Source organism: Aeromonas finlandensis (genome assembly GCF_000764645.1).
Taxonomy (GTDB): Bacteria; Pseudomonadota; Gammaproteobacteria; order Enterobacterales; family Aeromonadaceae; genus Aeromonas; species Aeromonas finlandensis.
In genome coordinates, this window is the sequence record NZ_JRGK01000011.1 from 20,020 (window position 1) to 38,849 (window position 18,830).

Annotated in this window: 17 protein-coding genes; 9 read left to right on the plus strand and 8 right to left on the minus strand. The window is 60.7% G+C overall.

The window, feature by feature from the left end; translation table 11 throughout:
* The 8 genes from LD28_RS0100340 (at position 1) to LD28_RS0100375 (ending at position 10,330) form a co-directional block, all read left to right on the plus strand.
* On the plus strand, positions 1–588 hold the full coding sequence (locus LD28_RS0100340; RefSeq protein WP_033135049.1) for a Maf family protein: 588 nt from the start codon (positions 1–3) through the stop codon (positions 586–588).
* A gap of 95 nt (positions 589–683) precedes the next feature.
* Entirely contained in the window at positions 684–2,153 is a 1,470-nt protein-coding gene (rng, locus tag LD28_RS0100345; RefSeq protein WP_033135050.1) for a ribonuclease G, read from the plus strand.
* The gene (locus LD28_RS0100350) at positions 2,154–6,044 is read left to right on the plus strand and encodes a YhdP family protein (RefSeq protein WP_033135051.1); all 3,891 of its coding nucleotides are present in this window, start codon (positions 2,154–2,156) and stop codon (positions 6,042–6,044) included.
* A 50-nt stretch (positions 6,045–6,094) separates the two neighbouring features.
* A complete protein-coding gene (locus LD28_RS0100355; protein ID WP_033135052.1) occupies positions 6,095–6,427 on the plus strand; it encodes a Dabb family protein in 333 nt (110 codons plus the stop codon).
* On the plus strand, positions 6,424–7,011 hold the full coding sequence (locus tag LD28_RS0100360) for a nucleotidyltransferase domain-containing protein (protein ID WP_033135053.1): 588 nt from the start codon (positions 6,424–6,426) through the stop codon (positions 7,009–7,011). Before LD28_RS0100355 ends, LD28_RS0100360 begins: the two co-directional genes overlap by 4 nt.
* 19 nt (positions 7,012–7,030) lie before the next feature.
* Complete coding sequence (locus tag LD28_RS0100365; RefSeq protein WP_033135054.1) at positions 7,031–7,852, plus strand: carbon-nitrogen hydrolase family protein; 822 nt, start codon at positions 7,031–7,033, stop codon at positions 7,850–7,852.
* 133 nt (positions 7,853–7,985) lie between these two features.
* Complete coding sequence (gene tldD / locus LD28_RS0100370; protein WP_033135055.1) at positions 7,986–9,434, plus strand: metalloprotease TldD; 1,449 nt, start codon at positions 7,986–7,988, stop codon at positions 9,432–9,434.
* 32 nt (positions 9,435–9,466) lie between these two features.
* Positions 9,467–10,330 (plus strand): SIS domain-containing protein, encoded by an 864-nt coding sequence (locus tag LD28_RS0100375; RefSeq protein ID WP_033135056.1) that lies wholly within the window; start codon positions 9,467–9,469, stop codon positions 10,328–10,330.
* Between the two features lie 72 nt (positions 10,331–10,402).
* On the opposite strand, the gene LD28_RS0100380 is transcribed toward LD28_RS0100375, so the two are convergent.
* From LD28_RS0100380 to LD28_RS0100415, 8 genes are all read right to left on the minus strand, one after another.
* Entirely contained in the window at positions 10,403–11,038 is a 636-nt protein-coding gene (locus LD28_RS0100380; protein WP_241462242.1) for a DUF2057 family protein, read from the minus strand.
* A 41-nt stretch (positions 11,039–11,079) separates the two neighbouring features.
* Positions 11,080–12,153, minus strand: coding sequence for a porin (locus LD28_RS0100385; protein WP_033135058.1), 1,074 nt, complete (start codon positions 12,151–12,153; stop codon positions 11,080–11,082).
* 102 nt (positions 12,154–12,255) lie between these two features.
* On the minus strand, positions 12,256–13,710 hold the full coding sequence (gene murP, locus LD28_RS0100390; protein ID WP_033135059.1) for a PTS N-acetylmuramic acid transporter subunit IIBC: 1,455 nt from the start codon (positions 13,708–13,710) through the stop codon (positions 12,256–12,258).
* A 95-nt stretch (positions 13,711–13,805) separates the two neighbouring features.
* Positions 13,806–14,702, minus strand: coding sequence for an N-acetylmuramic acid 6-phosphate etherase (gene murQ / locus LD28_RS0100395; RefSeq protein WP_033135060.1), 897 nt, complete (start codon positions 14,700–14,702; stop codon positions 13,806–13,808).
* A 263-nt stretch (positions 14,703–14,965) separates the two neighbouring features.
* Positions 14,966–15,169, minus strand: coding sequence for a hypothetical protein (locus LD28_RS0100400; RefSeq protein WP_033135061.1), 204 nt, complete (start codon positions 15,167–15,169; stop codon positions 14,966–14,968).
* 194 nt (positions 15,170–15,363) lie between these two features.
* Positions 15,364–15,567 (minus strand): hypothetical protein, encoded by a 204-nt coding sequence (locus LD28_RS0100405; protein WP_033135099.1) that lies wholly within the window; start codon positions 15,565–15,567, stop codon positions 15,364–15,366.
* 159 nt (positions 15,568–15,726) lie between these two features.
* Positions 15,727–16,449: a MarC family NAAT transporter gene (locus LD28_RS0100410; protein WP_033135062.1), complete on the minus strand. Its 723-nt coding sequence runs from the start codon at positions 16,447–16,449 to the stop codon at positions 15,727–15,729.
* 130 nt (positions 16,450–16,579) lie between these two features.
* The gene (locus LD28_RS0100415; RefSeq protein WP_033135063.1) at positions 16,580–17,896 is read right to left on the minus strand and encodes an MFS transporter; all 1,317 of its coding nucleotides are present in this window, start codon (positions 17,894–17,896) and stop codon (positions 16,580–16,582) included.
* Positions 17,897–18,075: 179 nt separating this feature from the next.
* Here LD28_RS0100415 and LD28_RS0100420 point away from each other — a divergent pair, with 179 nt between their 5' ends.
* The gene (locus LD28_RS0100420) at positions 18,076–18,750 is read left to right on the plus strand and encodes a Dph6-related ATP pyrophosphatase (protein WP_033135064.1); all 675 of its coding nucleotides are present in this window, start codon (positions 18,076–18,078) and stop codon (positions 18,748–18,750) included.
* Positions 18,751–18,830 lie beyond the last annotated feature (80 nt).

The following is an 18,830-nucleotide window of genomic DNA, read 5'->3' on the forward strand; positions in this document are numbered from 1 at the left end:
ATGAATAAAAACAACGAATTGCAACTCTACCTCGCCTCTGGCTCTCCCCGTCGCCGTGAACTGCTGACCCAGCTTGGTTACCGTTTCGAGGTGTTGAAGCTGGATGTGCCCGAGCAGCGCAACGAAGGTGAAAAGGCGCAGGATTATGTCTGCCGCCTCGCCCGTGACAAGGCCACGGCCGGTGTGGCTGCTGCGCCGACGGCGTTGCCGGTGCTGGGTGCCGACACCATAGTGGTGCTGGGTGAGCGGGTGCTGGAGAAACCGTCCGATCTGCTGGATGCCAAAGATATGCTGGAGTCTCTCTCCGGCAAGGTGCATCAGGTGATGACGGCGGTGGCGCTGGCCAGCAAGGATCGTTGTGACGTGCGTCTGGTCACCACCAATGTGGCGTTTCGCAAGCTGGACGAGGCCGAGATCGAGGCCTACTGGCAGACCGGTGAGCCCTGTGACAAGGCCGGGGCTTACGGCATTCAGGGTATTGCAGGCAAGTTCGTCAGCCGCATCGAGGGGAGCTACAGCGCCGTGGTCGGTCTGCCCCTGCTGGAAACTGACCTGTTGATCAAGCATCATCTGGAACAGCTCAAGTAATTTCCCGTCAGCTGTGCTCTGCTGCGTTTTTCCCTTGCGCGCGTTGTACCGGATTGGCTTTATAGAATTCAAAACTGGAACAGGCAAGGTTACTTATGTCGGTAGAACTGCTGGTTAACGTTACCCCCTCCGAAACCCGGGTTGCTCTGGTCGAAAACGGTCTGCTGCAGGAAGTGCATGTAGAGCGTCAGGCCAAGCGCGGCATCGTGGGCAATATCTACAAAGGCAAGATCAGCCGGGTGCTGCCCGGCATGCAGGCAGCCTTCGTCGATATCGGCATGGACAAGGCAGCCTTTTTGCACGCCTCCGATATCGTCCCCCACACCGAGTGTGTTGCGGTGAAGGAGAAGGAGCAGTTCCAGGTCGGCAACATCGCCGAACTGGTGCGCCAGGGGCAGGACATCATGGTGCAGGTGGTGAAAGATCCGCTGGGTACCAAGGGTGCCCGTCTCACTACCGATATCACCTTGCCCTCCCGCTATCTGGTCTTTATGCCGGGCAGCGCCCACGTCGGCGTCTCCCAGCGTATCGAGTCGGAAGCCGAGCGCGAGCGCCTCAAGCGCACCGTGGCCGGTTATGTGGATGATCTGGGTGGCTACATCATCCGCACCGCCGCCGAAGGGGTCGGGGAGCAGGAGCTGGAGCAGGATGCCGCCTTCCTCAAGCGCTTGTGGCGCAAGATCCTCGAGCGCAAGCAGAAGTACCCCCCCTGCAAGATCCTCTATGAGGATCCCAGTCTGGCCTTTCGGGTGGTGCGCGACTTTGTCGGCGCCGAGCTCGACAAGATCCGCGTTGACTCCCGCCAGAGCTTCGATCAGCTCAAGCGCTTCACCGAAGAGTACGTGCCGGAGCTGGCCAGCAAGCTGGAGTACTACCCCGGCGAGTCGCCCATCTTCGATCTCTACGACGTGGAGAACGAGATCCAGCGCGCGCTGGAGCGCAAGGTAGAGCTGAAATCTGGCGGCTACCTCATCATCGACCAGACCGAAGCCATGACCACGGTGGATATCAACACCGGCGCCTTTGTCGGCCATCGCAATCTGGAAGAGACCATCTTCAATACCAACGTCGAGGCGACGGCGGCCATCGCCCGTCACCTGCGCCTGCGCAACCTTGGCGGCATCATCATCATCGACTTCATCGACATGCAGTCGGAAGATCACCGCCGTCGGGTGCTGCACAGTCTGGAGCAGGCGCTCTCAAAGGATCGCGCCAAGACCAACGTCAACGGTTTCTCCCAGCTTGGACTGGTGGAGATGACCCGCAAGCGTACCCGCGAGAGCCTGGAGCATGTGCTCTGCTCCGAGTGCCCCGAGTGCAAGGGGCGCGGTCGGGTCAAGACGGTGGAGTCGGTCTGCTTCGAGATCCTGCGGGAGATCATCCGGGTCAATCGCGCCTACGATGCGGATCAGTTCACCGTCTACGCGGCCCCGGCCGTGGCCGACTACCTCCATGGCGAGGAGTCCCACAGTCTGGCGGAGCTGGAGGTGTTTATCGGCAAGCAGGTGCGGGTAGTGAGCGAACCCCTCTGTGGTCAGGAGCAGTTCGACGTGGTGATGATGTAATTGGTCTACCGCTGGCTGAGTCGGGGCTGGTTGGCCCTGGGGGTTCTGTTCGTACTGATGGCCATGCTGGTCACTCTGGTGCGGGTAGGGGGCCCTTTGCTGAATCAATACCGGGAGAGCCTGCTCAACACTCTGCTGGGTGATTCACAACTCAAGGTCAGCGTGGAGCAAGTGGGGCTGGACTGGACACAGTCCGGGCCCGCCCTCGAACTGCAGCAACTCGCCATCGCCCCGGATTCGGGGCGTTTTACCGTACAGCTCGGCAAAGCCTGGGTGCATCTCGACTTCTGGCGCACCATCAACGAGCTCAAGCCGGTGTTTGGCGAGTTGATCCTCAGCGACGGCGACATCACCCTCGATTTCAGCCAGCCCGCCAACAGCCGCGAGCCGGAAGGGGATCCCCAGCAAGGGGCCCTGCTGCGTTTTCTGCTGACCCAGCTCTCCACCTTCGATGTGCACAACACCCGCCTCAGCGTCACCACCTCCCTCGGTGATCTGCGCGCCCTCGACATCGCCCAGCTGCGCTGGCAGAACCGTGGCAAGCGCCATCAGGGGGTCGGCAAGGCTTACCTCATCAACGGAGTGGGCGAGAGCACCATCGATCTGATTCTGGATGTGGACGCCCCGACCGCCCGGCTCGATCGCCTCAAGGGGCAGCTCTATCTGGGGGCCCGCCAGCTCGATATCACCCCGACACTGGCCAAGATCCATGCTGGCGACCCCAAGGTCGCCGGTCAGCTCGACTTTCAGCTCTGGAGCGAGTTCGACAGTGGCAAGCTGGGCAATACCCTGCTGGCTTTTGGCAATAACTACCTGATCTGGAAAGATCCCAAGCAGCAGGCGCTCCACCGCCTCGGGCTCGACGGTGGCAAGATCCAGCTGCGCCGCGATGGCCAGAACTGGCAGCTGGCCAGCCACGATGTGATCTTCAAACTGGATGACAAACCCTGGCTGCATAGCCGGTTGCAGTTGGAGCGGATCGGCGAGCGGGTGCAGGGCTATGTGCCGCAGATCGATCTCGACCAGCTCGCCCAGCTGAGCCAGCTGGTCTCCGCGATTTATCCTGCTCAGAGCGAACTGCTCAAGCAGACCAAGCCCAAGGGCAAGCTGACCAATTTGACCTTGCAGGCCGATGCCGGTTGGCAGGATGTCTCCCTCAGTGGCCAGATCGCCAACGTGGGCCTCAACGCCTGGCACGACGTACCCGGGATGAAGGATCTCAACGGCGAGTTCTGGCTCACCCCCAAGGGGGGCAGCGCCAGATTGGCGCTGGCGAACGACAAGGTAGACCCCGCCCGTCACTTCAAAATGCCGATCCCGGTCGACAGCTTCGCGGCCCGCCTCGACTGGTGGCGTGAGGCGCAAGGCTGGGTGATCTACGGGCAGGATATCGCGCTGGATAACCCGGATCTGACTCTGGCCAGCCGCTTTCGCCTCGAGCTGTTCGAGCACCCCTTCCTGGCCCTGACCGGCCATATCGATGTGAAGAACGCGGGCCATGCCGATCGCTACTTCCCGTTGCAGGCGATGGACAAGGCGCTGGTGGATTACCTGAGTGGCGCCATCAAGGGGGGCAAGGCCAAGGGTGCCGACCTGCTCTGGTATGGCGAGTTCAGGGATTTCCCCTATGACAACGGCAAGGGCATCTTCCAGGTGGCGGTGCCCCTTGAGCAGGCCACCTACGAGTTCTTCCCCGGTTGGCAACCGCTCACAGACCTGCAGATAGACCTGTTGTTCCAGAATGCCGGTCTCGATATGCGCAGCCGCTCCACCATGCTGGGCAAGGCGAGATCCGACTCGGTGCATGCCTGGATCCCGGATCTCTCCCCCGGCGCCCACCTCTATATTGATGCCAATGTGCAGGGCGAGGGCAAGGCCATCAGCGACTACCTGCAGGACTCCCCGCTCGGCAGTTCGGTGGGACAGGCGCTACGGGAGATCGAGATCCGCGGCCCGATGGCCGGTTCGGTCAAGCTCGATATTCCTCTCGATGGCGAGAGCGAAGTGAAGGCGAGCGGCGATGCCATCTTCAGCAACAACAAGGTGCGGGTCACCAGTCTGGATCTGCCGCTGGAGAAGGTGCAGGGCCGCCTCGAATATGACAACGAGCAGACCCGCTTCAGTAACCTCAAGGCGAGCCTGTGGAACCAGCCGCTGACTCTCGACTATCAGGGGCGCCAGCATCCGGATCGCTATCAGGTCGACCTCGATTTCAAGGGGCAGTGGGATAGCCGACGCCAACCGGCGGCCATCTCTTCATACGGCATTCTCAACGGCCGCAGCAACTGGGGCGGCAAGCTGGGGCTGACCCTGCCCGAGAGCAAGCCGTTCAGCTTCCAGCTGGCGCTTGACTCCAACCTGCAGGGGATGGGGCTGGATCTGCCGCTGCCGCTGGCCAAGAGCAGTGCCAGTCGTCTGCCGCTCAAGGTGATCGCCCGTGGCCGGGATGGCAGCGCCGACATTCGCGCCGTGCTGGGTGCCGATGTGGATATGCAGACCCGACTGGTCTACGGCGAAGGGGTGCCCTATCTGAGCCGGGTGCGGGTCGATGTGGGTCAACCGGGGGCTCGGGTGCTGCGCGATGCCCCCATGCTGCTTGCCATCAACCAGCAGGAGGCCGACGTGGGCGGCTGGCTGGCGCGGCTCAAGCAGTGGCTGCCAGCGCAGAACCAGACCGGCAATGCGGTGGTCGGCCCCTCCTTCCTGCCGCAGGAGTGGTGGGTGGATGGTCAGCTGGCCCGCGCCTATATCGGCAGTGCCACCCTCAAGGCGGCGCGCTTCACCGTGGGGCCGACCAATCAGGCGACTGAGGTGATGATCGACAGCCCCGACGTGATGGGGGTGATCCGTCTGCCCGCAGTGGCCAATCGCCCGGTAGATGCCAAGTTTGCCCGCATCTACTGGTCCGGCAAGAGTTCGGATCTCAGCCCGGATCCCGATGCGAAGCAGGATAACGCCATCATGGCTTCCATTCCCTGGCTGCAGGTGAGCTGTGTCGATTGCCGCTTTGGCGCATTGCCGCTCGGTGAAGTGAAAGGGGAGTTGGTGCCCGGCGCCAACAAGGTGACCCTCAAGGGGCTGGATGTGCGGCTGGCAGGCAGTCAGCTTACCGGCAGCGTCGACTGGCTGGCTGATGGCAACCGGATGCAGACCCGCGCCCGTGGCAAGCTGACCAGCAACAACAGCGAGCTGCTGCTCAAGCGGCTCGGCTACACCTCGCCCATCGGCGATGCTCCCGGCTCGCTTGCCTTTGATCTGAACTGGCAGGATGTGCCCTATCGTCCGAGCCTGCCGACCCTGGGGGGAAGTGCCAACTATCAGCTGGAGGGCGGCACCCTGCGGGAGGTCAACGACAAGGGGGCACGGCTGCTCTCCCTGCTCAGTCTCGACTCCCTGCTGCGCAAACTGCGCCTCGATTTTCGCGATGTGTTCGACAAGGGCTTCTACTTCGAATCCATGTCCGCCTCTGCCACCATCAAGCAGGGGCAGGTCAGCAACGATGACTTCTACATGAAGGGGGCGGCAGGCAATCTGCGCGGCGAGGGGATCGCCGATCTGGTGCGCTGGCAGCTCGACTACGAGTTGAGCTTCTCCCCCAATCTGGGTGGCACTCTGCCGGTGGTGGCCGCCTTCTCCATCACGCCGGTTACGGGTCTCTATGTGCTGGCCCTCTCCAAACTGCTGGAGCCGGTGGTGGATGTGGTGACCCGCATCGATTTTCGGATCTCGGGCCCGCTCGACGCACCCAAGCTGATCGAGGCGGGGCGGGATCGCGCTCGCATCAAGCTCAACCAGCAGCAGAAAGAGGCGGTCGATGCGGCGGCGCCCACGCTGCCAGCGGCCACCCCTTTCCTGCTGAATCCACAATCGGGTAGCCCGCGCCAGCCCTGATACTGGCGTCTGCCCATTGCCTCGACCTGCTCACGCTCAAGGAGAGAGCCATGATCCGACATATTCTGCTGATCACCTTCAAGCCCGATGCACTCCCCGCTGACATTGCCGCCGTCAGGGCCGCCTTCCTCGCCATACCGGCCAAGGTCAGCGGCGTGACCGCCGTGGAGTGGGGCCAGGATGACAGCCCGGAGGGGCGGGCCGAGGGGTTTACTCATAGCGTGCTGATGACCTTCGCCGACGAAGCGGCCCGCCAGCGCTATCTGCCCCATCCGGATCACGATGCCCTCAAGGCCATCTTCCGCCCGGTGCTGGCGCGCATCATAGTGCTGGATTACACCCTGCAGGCGGGGGATCGGGTTGTGGCTGAGGGGGTGTTATGATGGTTGATAAGCACTGGTCAGCTATCCCGCCACTGCAACGTGCACTGCTGGACTCGGTTATTGAACATGGCGCAGCCCATCCCGCCATCGAGGCCGGTGTGGTCGTCGGGTCGCTCGCCAAGGGTAAGGCAGACCGGGTCTCTGATGTTGATCTCTTGCTGCTGGCCGAGCCGGGCTTTCATAAGCAGGGAGGCGAACTGGTGCACACCATTGTGGGGGATCGGCCCATCTTTCACTGCTGGCAAGGTAGTCATGACGATACTGCCTCTTACTGGCGGTTCATCTTCCTCGACATGTCCAGCATCGAGATCCACATCCTGGATCGAGGGGTTGAGTACCCTCTTGCCAAACCTTACCTGCCACTATTCGACAAAACCGCCTCCCTTCATGCGCTGGAAGTAGCTGGCCCGGCGCCCAGCCATTGGGACTTTCCCGCCTATATGGCCGAAGGGGATGGGCTGGTGTGGGAGCTGTTCGATTGCCTCAAATGGGCGGAGCGGGGCCAGCGTGGATTGGTCAGACATCATCTGCGCAAATTGTTGGCCGAGATGGATAAAGACCCGAATATTGTGGATCGCGATTAACGCGGACAAGGAGAGAGTCATGTGGTTAGCCGCAATACAGCTGGTATCTGGCCGTCACTGGCGCGATAACCGGGAGCAGATTGCCGCCGAACTGGCGGCCTTGCCCAAAGAGCGGCCACTGCTGGTGCTGCTGCCGGAGAACTTTGCCCTGTTTGGCGAGCGGCAGGGCTATCTGGATGGCGCCGAGGCGATTGGCCCCGATCTGAGCGGAGCTGCGCCGATCCAGCAGCAGTTGGCCGAGTGGGCCCGCGACTTTGGCATCTGGCTGGTGGCCGGGGCTATGCCGACTACCATCGCCGGTTCCGATCATATCCATACCAGCTCGCTGGTGTTTGATCCAAGCGGTGAGCTCAAGGGCCACTACCACAAGATCCACCTGTTCGATGTGGATGTGGCGGACAATCACGGTCGCTATCGGGAGTCGGAGACCTTCAGTGCGGGGGAGGCTCCCGTGCTGGTGGACTCCCCCTTTGGTCCCCTTGGCCTCTCGATCTGTTATGATTTGCGCTTTCCCGAGCTCTACCGCCAGCTGGCCGGTGCCGGTGCCCGCGTACTGCTGGTGCCAGCCGCTTTTACCGCCGTGACCGGCGAGGCGCACTGGGAGCCGTTGCTACGGGCCCGCGCCATCGAAAACCAGTGCTACGTGGTGGCAGCCAATCAGGGCGGCACCCACGAGACGGGGCGCCAGACCTGGGGCCACAGCATGGTGATCGACCCCTGGGGTCGGGTGCTGGCCTGTAAAGAGTCCGGGCGCGGCACCGTGCTGGCGAAGATGGAGCCTGGATTTATCGACGAATTGAAACGCACCATGCCAGTGCTGCAACACGCCCGTTTGCTCTGATGGTGTGGTGAAAAATTGAAACGCAGCCGTTTGCCCGTGCTGGAGCATGCCCGTTTGTTGTGATGGTGTGGCTTGTTGCCGACCCGTCGGCAAGACGATTTAAAACATCTCGTTACGAGAGTGGAGAAGAAGATTGAGTCTATTGAGCCAGGTTAGTGCCTCCCTGTTGGCCCCGAACGACCTCGACGAAGGGCGCCTGCAGCAGCTGCTCGGCAGCCTGATGAGCCATCAGGTGGAGTTCGGCGATCTCTATTTCCAGCGCAGCTGGCACGAGTCCTGGATGCTGGAAGATGGCATCGTCAAGGATGGCAGCTACAACATCGATCAGGGGGTCGGGGTGCGCGCCGTCAGCGGCGAGAAGACCGGCTTCGCCTACTCGGACGAGCTGAGCCTGCTGGCCCTGCAACAGTCGGTGACTGCCGCTCGCGGCATCGCCGCTGCCGGTGCTCACGGCAAGGTGAAGGCGTGGGCTCGCACCGAAGCGAACCTGCTCTATCCGGCCATGGATCCGCTGCAGACTCTCGACAAGCATCAGAAGATCGCCCTGCTGGAGCAGATGGACAAGTTCGCCAGAAGTCTGGATCCTGCCATCAATCAGGTGATGGCCTCCATCAGCGGTGTTTATGAAGAGATCCTGGTGGCCGCCACCGACGGCACTCTGGCTGCCGATGTGCGTCCGCTGGTGCGTCTGTCGGTGACCGTGATCGCCGAGAAGGGCGATCGCCGCGAGCGTGGCAGTGCTGGTGGCGGCGGCCGCTTTGGTTACGACTGGTTCCTCGAACTGGACGGGCTGGAGAGCCGTGCGTTTGGCTATGTGCGCGAAGCGGTGCGTCAGGCACTGGTCAATCTGGAGGCCATCGACGCGCCAGCCGGCACCATGCCGGTGGTGCTGGGCTCCGGCTGGCCCGGCGTGTTGCTGCACGAGGCGGTGGGTCACGGTCTGGAGGGGGACTTCAACCGCAAGGGCTCTTCCGCGTTTGCTGGCCGCATCGGCGAACAGGTGGCCTCCAAACACTGCACCATCGTCGATGACGGCACCCTGCCGGGTCGGCGTGGCTCCGTCTCTATCGATGACGAGGGGGCGCCGGGTGGCTACAACGTGCTGATTGAGAACGGTATCCTCAAGGGTTATCTGCAGGACAAGCAGAACGCTCGCCTGATGGGCGTGCCGCTCACCGGCAACGGGCGCCGCGAATCCTACGCCGCCATGCCGATGCCGCGCATGACCAACACCTACATGCTGGCGGGTCAGTATGATCCGGCCGAGATCATCGCCTCGGTGAAAAAGGGCATCTATGCTCCCAACTTCGGCGGCGGCCAGGTGGATATCACCTCCGGCAAGTTCGTCTTCTCCGCCTCCGAGGCCTACCTCATCGAGGATGGCAAGATCACCGCGCCCATCAAGGGGGCTACGCTCATCGGCAATGGTCCCGAGGCGATGAGTCAGGTCTCCATGGTGGGGAGCGATCTTGCGCTGGATCGTGGGGTCGGCATCTGCGGCAAAGAGGGGCAGAGCGTGCCGGTCGGTGTCGGCCAGCCCACCCTCAAGCTGGACCAGCTCACCGTGGGTGGCACCCAGTAAGCCTCGCCGCAGAACAAGAACAGAGAGAAACCATGCTTACCCTGTCGAAAATATCCAATATCAGGAGCCAGCTCTCCCCCAGCGAGCTCAAGATTGCCGACTATATCCTCTCCTGTCCGGAGCAGGTGACCAGCTTCTCCTCCCAGGAGTTAGCCCAGCAGGCGGAGGTGAGCCAGTCGAGCATAGTGAAGTTCACCCAGAAGATCGGGTTCAAGGGCTTCACCGCCTTCAAGCTGGCGGTCAGCGAGGATCTGGGGCGCAAGCATGCCATCAAGACCGACAATGTCGGCGATCTCTACAATGGCATCGGGCGTGACGACGATCTGGAGACAATGGCCAAGAAGCTGGCGCAGGAGAAGATCAACTCCATTATCGAGACCACCCAGGCCCTCGACAGCGAGGCCTTGATGCGGGTGCTTGATGCCATCGATCAGGCGGGCAGGGTGCAGCTGGTGGGGATTGGCGGTTCGGCACTGACTGCCAAGGATCTCTGGTACAAGCTGCTCAAGATCGGTGTAACCACCCTGTTTGCCCAGGATAGCCATGTGCAGATTTCCATCGCCCAGACCCTGGGGCCGGGTGATGTGCAGCTGGTCATTTCTTACTCTGGTGCCAGCCGTGATGTGCTGGCGGCCGCCGAGCTGGCCAAGCGCAATGGCGCCACCCTGATTGCCGTGACCTCGTTCCGGCAAACCCAGTTGCGCCAGATGGCCGATATGGTGCTGGATACGGTGGCGGAGGAGAACGAGCTGCGCATCTCTTCGATTTCGTCCCGCACCGCCCAGAACACCATTACCGATATCCTGTTCCTCGGTCTGGTGCAGCGCAGAGATGAACGGGCCTGGGCCCTGATTGACGGTACCCGGGATGCTATCGACCGACTCAACAAGGAGTGAGCTCAGCTCTCCCGCTGCATAATCCGCACAACAAAAAAAACCACCTTATTCGGGTGGTTTTTTTGTTGTCTGCTACAGGTCAAGGGCCCAGAGGATAAAGGCTTTGCGCCGCTTTGCATCGGCAGCCAGATAGAGTTCCCGCAGGGTAGCATCCGCCAGCTCCGACGTGAGATCCGAGGTGGTATGGATGGTGGTGGAGGGTTGTGCCGAGGTAATGGATGCTGGGCTCGCTGTTGGCGTGTGACTCGCCAGCAGGGTCTGGTAATCGGTGCCCAGACCATCCTGGCTGCGTGGGAGGGCTTGCAGTGCCATCGGCTGTGAGGTGCCCTTGTCGTCACTCAGCAGCAGGGCCGGGCTGGCGGCAAGCTGGCGGATAGCCGAGGGGCTGGTCAGCACTGGGGTGGTCAGTTGGAACGTCCCTTGTGATGGTGCTGTGAGGGTGAGCAGCAGGGGGGCTGAGGTAACGCGACCCTGACTCTCGTTAGTGGATCGGGGGTCACTTGGGCTGTCAAAGCGTACCAGCAGCCGGGCCTCTCCCGCCGGGAGATTAATGGCCCGGGTAAAGGCCGAGGGTTTGCCATGTGGCGAGGCGAGCAGGGTGAGGTTGTCGGCCAATTCCAGTCGGGCTGCCTGTACCGGCATGCCGAGCAGCAGGGCAAGCAGGGGGGATAACAGTAAGGGAGAGAACAGAGAGGATCGTGCCATCATGAGACTCCATAACGGTGCCGGCCCGCTGGCCGGCAACCAGATCAGAATTCGTAGCGCAGACCGAGGTGATAGAAGCTCTCGCTGTTGCTGCTGCCGCCAAAGCTGGTGATGGTGCTGCCAGCCAGGCCATCTTCACCGTCGCGGAACACATAGGCGCTGTAGAGGGATGAGCGCGGTGTGAGCTTGTATTGCAGCTCCAGCGTGGTGTCGCGTAGTGCCATCTTGTCACCCCCCTCGTTGTCGAGGTGACGATAGCCTGCGCGGGCAGCCCACTTCTGGTTGATGTCATACACCGCTGTCAGCTCCCACACCTTGTCTTCACTATCGGCACGGCCATCGCGATAGGTCACCTGATCCTTGGCATAGAGCGCACCCATCATCAGAGGGCCGAGATAGTAGCGGGTGCCGATCCCGGCGAAGCGATACTCGTCTGCATTGGGATCTACCTTGCTGCCACTGCTCTGGGCGGCCTTGGTCTGCTGATAAGCCACGACCGGAGCCAGTTTGCCAGCGCTGCCCAGATCGAAGGTATAGCGCAGGGCGCCGTTGTAGCCGTAATCAAGATCCGAAGTGTCGTTACCAAGGATGTAGGCGAGCGAGAGATCCAGATTGCCGAGGGTGTTCTGGTACTGCAGAGTGCCATCCTGACGGAACACCTGCACGGCGGTGGAGTCCACCTTGCTGGCCTGACGGGCCATAGATACATCGGAGGCGGCAAACACATCGCCAATATCGGTGAACATGATTAGGCCAGAAGAGACGCGCCCGCCGGTCACCTTGCCCCACTGGCCGCCATCGATCCCTGCCCAGACGTAACGGGCGGTGAGGTCGCTGCTGTTCTTCTGCACGTTGTTGGCGTATTCGGCCGCATTAACCTGATATTGCGCCATGCCGATCACTGCAACATCTTCGTTGACGGTCTGGCGGGCGGTAAAGCCGATACGGCCATCGAAGTCACCCTGATCATTGCCGCTCTTCTTGTCGGAGATATTGAAGCCAAGACGGCCATAGAGGTCGACGTTGGAGCCATCGTCAGCCTGATAGATGACGGCAGCGTGGGCAGAACCTGCGCCGAGCAGAGCGGGAAGAACCAGAGCAAGCATGGATTTTTTCATTTCTTATCGTTCCTGTATGGGCTCTGTGCCAGAGCCGGGATGAGTTCGGCCATGACCCCGATTACTCGGGGCCAGACCTTGGCTATAAATCCAGAGGAGGGATTAACTCAGATCGACGTTCTTGCAGCCGAACATCAGGGTGAAGAGGTAGCCGCCGAGGTAGGCGACGGCGAGGCCGACGGCATAGACCATCATGCCGGGAAAGATCCCTTGGGCGGAGGTCATCAGCGGCAGGGCGACGATACCGGAGGGGCCAAAGACGGTGTTGAGACCAACCGGTAGACCCATCCAGGAGATGAGGCCAACCACGAAGCCGCCCAGTGAACCACCGCAGCAGGCGGTGATGAAGGGTTTGACCCGTGGCAGGGTGACGCCGTAGATGAGCGGCTCACCGACCCCCAGAATGCCCGGGATGATGGTGCCCTTCACCTGAGTACGCAGCAGTGAATCCTTGCCTGCCCGGCTGTAGAGCGCCAGTGCTGCGCCTACCTGTCCAGCGCCGGCCAGCGCCAGGATGGGGAACAGGGAGTTGAAGCCCTGGGCATCCATCAGCGCAAAGTAGACGGGAACGAACCCCTGGTGGATACCGAACATCACCGAGATGAGGAACAGGCCGGCCAGAATGGCGGTACCGAACGGGTTGCCATTGAGGTTGATGAAGAGCCAGGACATACCGTTATAGAGCTGTACGCCGAGGGGCATGATCAGGATAAAGGTGACGGCCCCCATGATCAGCAGGGTGATGCAGGAAGTGAGGATCATATCCAGACTGTCTGGCATGAAGCGCCGAACCTGACGTTCCACCGAGGCGCCGATGATGCAGGCGATCAACACGCCGATGATGTTGCCGCGCGGATCGATCTGGTGACCGAAGAAGTCGCTGATGCCGGAGTAGATCCCGCTGCTGGCTTGGGGGTCATACCCCATGACAAACAGAGAGGCTAGGATGGCGCCATTGACCCCGGATCCGCCAAACGCCTTCTGGGCGTTGTAGCCGATCAGGATGCTGAGGAAGCTGAACAATCCCTTGCTGAAGAGCTTCATGTAGCCGACAAATTCGGCCAGCATACCCCCTGTTTGCTGCCCTTCCAGCAGCAGGGTCTGCTCGATGAGTGTGGCGCAGCCGAGCAGCAGACCCGCAGCGATAAAGCCGGGAATAAGCGGGGTAAAGATGGTGGCAAACTTGGCCAGGAAGCGGTGCGCCGCGCTGCTCTGCTTCTGTTTTAGCGCCTGCTTGTTGGCGGCGGCGATGTCGCCAAGATCCGTTGGTTGCGGGCGGGGGGCGGTTAGGGTATCAGCGTCTGCACTCAGCATGCCGTTCATCATCTCGCAGGCAGTCTGGGCCTTGCCAGGGCCAAGCACGATCTGGAACTGGTTGTCGCTTTCAATCACCCCCATCACCCCGGCGATCCGTTTGATGGTATCGCGGTCGGCATGCAGGCTGTCCGCCAGGCTCAGCCGCAAGCGGGTCATGCAGTGGCCACAGTTGGTGATGTTATCCCCGCCGCCGATGGCCTGGATGATCTGGCCAATCATGGTGTCAGTTATTTTTGCCATAAAGAACCCAGTCAGTCTGATGTGAGGGGGCGGATGCCCCGCTTATGTTGTTATCGTGTTGCCATTGCTGGCTCGGCCAATGTGCGGTCGGCCGATCAATCAGTGCATTTGCTGATAAAGCCGCCACTGCTCTGCAGTCGCTCGCGCGCTTCGCTGGCGGAGATATTGGCCAGGATCATCACGATGGCGGTCTTGCAGTGGTTGTCTGCGGCGACAAGGGCCTGCTCGGCCGAGTCTCGGTCACATTCAGTTGCTTCCATGACGATACGCTTCTGGCGTTCCACCAGCTTGGCGTTGGTTGCTTCCACATCCACCATTAGATTGCCGTAGACCTTGCCGGTGCGGATCATGGCGCCGGTAGAGAGCATATTGAGGATCAGTTTTTGGGCTGTGCCTGCTTTCATGCGGGAGGAGCCGGTCACTATCTCGGGTCCGACCACTGCGACCATGCTGATGTCGGCCGCCTTGGTGAGCGGGCTGCCTGGGTTGCAGCTGATACTGCACACCGTTGCACCCAGGCTCCTGGCATACCGCATGGCGCCCAGCACATAGGGGGTTCGCCCGCTGGCTGCGATACCCACCAGCACGTCGTGGGCACTGAAGTGGATGTTTTTCAGATCGTTGGCTCCGAGCTCTGTATCGTCTTCGGCATTCTCCACTGCCTGCAGGATGGCCTTGTGGCCCCCGGCAATCAGGCCGACGACCAGTTCGGCAGAGACCCCATAGGTGGGTGGGCATTCGCTGGCATCCAGAATGCCGAGACGTCCGGAGGTGCCTGCCCCGATGTAGATCAGGCGGCCGCCTTTGCCAAATGCCGCGGCGATAGCATCGACCGCCTTGGCGATCTCGGGAAGCAGTTGGCCTACAGCCACTGCAACGTGTTGATCTTCTTGATTGATGATCCGCAGCATATCTAGTGTCGGGAGCTGATCGATCTCGATGCTGGCTGGATTGCGGGTTTCAGTAATCATGCTTGATAGGTCAATGGTCATCGTTTCCTCTACTTCAGGTCGTCGCCATTCCCGGCGTAAATCATCCTTCTTGATGCTGATTATCATGCTCGATTTTTGATTTTTGTTATGAGATCAATCTCGCATAATTAATTATTCCATTTATTTTTTATTTTTAGTTGTGAAAATTCTTTCATGAGACCATCACTACCAGAGAGGGGGGTATGAGGTGGCACTGGATTTGCCCATCGTGCAGGCAACAAAAAGCCCCGGTCGGTGGAGCGGGGCTGGCGAGTTATTCGGTATCAGTTGACCGAGATGGCGCGGGCGTCGATGAAGTAGCGGGCCTTGCCCTGTTTGTCGATTTGGATTTTGGCGATCAGCCGCTCTTGCTGCTTGTGTTCCCACTGCTGCTCTACGTTGGCAAGGGCTGGATTGGCAATGCCGAGCACGTTCAGGTACTCGTGAAACAGGCTATGACTGCCAATTTCGGTCAGCATCTTGGTCATTTTGATACTCTTCTGACTTAAGGGGGGGGGCTCCGGACAAGATAGCCGTGTTGAACTGAATGTCTGCTGTATGAAAAACGAACAGAAAGTTGGTTGTTTGTAGTCACAGCTGTGGCAAGGCTTGCCGTTGATTACGGGGTTGCTGACAACAAAAAGCCCCGTTCAGTGGAGCGGGGCTGGTGGGCTATTCGGTATCAGTTGACGGATATGGCGCGGGCATCGATGAAGTAGCGGGCATTGCCCTGTTTATCGACCTGGATCTTGGCGACCAGTTGCTCTTGATCTTTGTATTCCCAGCGTTGTTCGATATTGGCGAGGGATGGGCTCGCAATCCCAACCACGTTCAGGTACTCGTGAAACAGGCTATGGCTCCCTATTTCGGTCAGCATCTTGTCCATCAGCATACTCTCCTGAAATTGAGTGGGTATTCATCAACAAACCTATCAGCATCCGTCTGAACATAGTCTGTATGAAAAACACCCTAACTCATTTGTGTGTCAATAACATGATCAGGAACAAGATCAGTGCAGATCGTCAGAGACTTTTTGATACCGTTTTCAATCAGAGCTGACGGGCTTCTGCGGCAACTGATCAAACGTGCCGGAAACCTGCGGTAGCGCCGGCGCGGTTTGCACGGCCTGGCCGCCGTGGAATACCGGGTCCTGTGCCACTTCCTTGATGCCATTGATGCAGAACTGCATACCCATGCAGACCAGCAGGAAGCCCATGATGCGGGTCATGGCGTCGATGCCGGTGGCGCCAAGGATCTTGCAGACCGGATCCGCCAGCTTCAATACCCCCCAGCTGATCAGGCTCATCAGGGCGAACGCGGTGACCATGGCGCCGTAGATGGTGAGGCGGTTGTACTCGTCAGGCAGCTCGGCAATCTGGGCGGCCCCACTGATCACCAGTGCCATGGTCCCCGGGCCGCACATGCTGGGCATGGTGAGCGGTACGAAGGCGATGCTCTGGTTGATGTCTACCCCGTTGGCCTGACTGGGGGCCGGGAATAACATGCGAAAGCCGATAAAGCCGATGATGAGGCCTCCGGCCAGTCGCAAGCCCGGAATGGAGATCCCGAACAGATCCAGGATCGAGGATCCGATAAAGAAGGTGATGCAGAGGGTGCAGAACAGATAGATGGCGGCCAGGTTGACCTGACGGCGCACGTGTTCGCGCGACATCCCCTTGCTCAGCCCCAGCAGCAGGGTGGCCGTGGTGGGCGGGTTGACCATGGGCAGCAGCGCCAGCAAGGCGAGAAAGACGACCTGAAAGAACATGTTGAGCCTCGGCTAAAGAGTGAAAATCAGGGGTCGGCCAGCTGGCCGACCCGGAGGGAGGCTATCTTATGTTGGCCAACCTGAACACCAGCAGTACAAAAAAGCCCCGAACCGGGTTCGGGGCTTGGGCTCAGGCCGGTTGGGGCTGCTGTTGCCGGATGGCCCGTTGCTGGAACCAGAGCCAGAGGCCGATGGCAAAACCCAGCACCGACAGACTCACCACATAGTGGGAGGGGGCCAGCATGTCGTTCTTCATCCAGAGGGTCACCGCCATCGGGGTGAGGCCGCCGAAGATGGCGTAGGCCACGTTGTAGGAGAACGACAAGCCGGAGAAGCGCACCACCGGCGGGAAGGCGTTGACCATCACATAAGGTACGGCGCCGACAATCCCGACCGCGAAGCCCACCAGCATATAGAGCGGCACCAGCTGGCTCGTACCTGCAGCCAGACCGTGATAGAAGGCGTAGCTGGAGCCTGCCAGCAGCAGGGAGCCGAACATGAAGGTGAGACCGCTGCCCAGCAGGTCGATCAGTCGGCCATAGACGATACAGCCGAGGGTCAGGGCGATGATGGCCAGCGAGTTGGCGGTCAGGGCGTCGGCCGGGCTGATGCCATAGACCTTCTGCAGATAGGTGGGGGTCATCAGGATCACCACCACGATACCGGCGGAGAGCAGCCAGGTGAGCAGCATGGAGACCACCACGCTGCTCTTGTGGTTGCGCAGCACCGCCTTGAGGGGCAGCTCGTCGGCCAGGGTCTTGTTGGCTTTCATCTCGGCGAAGACCGGGGTCTCGTGCAACCAGCGACGCAGGTACATGGCGACGATGCCGAAGATACCGCCCAGCAGGAAGGGCACCCGCCAGCCCCACTCGCTCACTTCGGCCGGGGTCAGGCTCTTGTTGACCGCAGTGGCGATGAGAGAGCCGAGCAGGATGCCGGCCGTCAATCCAGCCGTGAGTGTGCCGCAGGCGACACCGATCCGCCGGGCAGGGACGTGCTCGGCGACAAATACCCAGGCCCCCGGCACTTCACCGCCGATGGCCGCGCCTTGCAGGATGCGGAGTCCCAGCAGGGCGATGGGGGCGCCGATGCCGAGCACTGCATAGGTGGGCAGCAGACCGATCAACAGGGTCGGCAGCGCCATCATGATGATGCTGAGGGTGAACATCCGCTTGCGACCGATGAGATCGCCAAAGTGGGCCATGATGATGCCGCCGAGCGGGCGGGCCAGATATCCGGCGGCGAAGATGCCGAAGGTCTGGAACTGGCGCAGCCACTCGGGAATATCGGCCGGGAAGAACAGCTCGCCGATGACCACGGCGAAGAAGACGAAGATGATGAAGTCGTAAAACTCCAGCGCACCGCCGAGGGCAGCCAGACTCAGGGTCTTGTAATCCTGTCGATTGAGGGGGCGGGTGTGATCGTGTTGTTGTGCTGTTGTGGTCATATCCGTATGTTTCCCATCGGTTTTTTTAGTTATTGTCACCCCGGGCAAGGGGCATATGCAGGTGATCGAGAGTATGCTGCCTGCCTCTTGTGTGTAAATCGCGCAATTCGCAACACTGTCTTGCATCTTTTTGGGGCAACTTTTGGGAAAAACCAGAGTGCCCCGCTGGCGGAGGAATGATGGAAAAGAAACGGGTACTGCTCTCCTGGAGCAGCGGCAAGGATTGCGCATGGGCACTGCACCAGTTGCGGCAAGATCCCGCCATCGAGGTGGTGGGGCTGTTTACCACCCTTAATCAGGCATTCGAGCGGGTGGCGATGCACGGGGTGCGCAAGCAGCTGTTGACCGAGCAGGCCGCCTGCGTCGGGCTGCCCCTTATCACCATCGATCTGCCCTGGCCCTGCAGCAACGAGGATTACGCCCGCATCATGACCGGCTTTATCGCCGATGTGGTGGCACAGGGGATCCGCCACATGGCCTTTGGCGATCTGTTCCTTGAGGATGTGCGCGCCTACCGTGAAAAGCAGCTGGCAGGCACAGGTATCGAGCCGCTTTTTCCGCTGTGGGGCAGTAGTACCCGCGAGCTGGCGCCGCAGATGGTGGCCGCAGGGTTGAAGGCGCGGATCAGCGCCCTCGACCCTAACAAGCTGGATGCCAGCCTGGGTGGTCACGATTTTGACGAGGTTCTGCTGGCGGCGCTGCCGGAGGGGGTCGACCCGTGCGGCGAGAATGGCGAGTTTCACACCCTGGCCTATGATGGCCCCATGTTCTCCCGTCCGCTCGGGATCCGGGTGGGAGAAACTGTGCTGCGCGACGGTTTTGTCTTTACCGATCTGCTACCAATCGACGATTAATTGTTGGGCTTCAAACGCTCCCTTTTTGCTGGGTGACTCACAGTTTGTTGAGGAGGATGGGGGCACTATTGGCCCCCTCC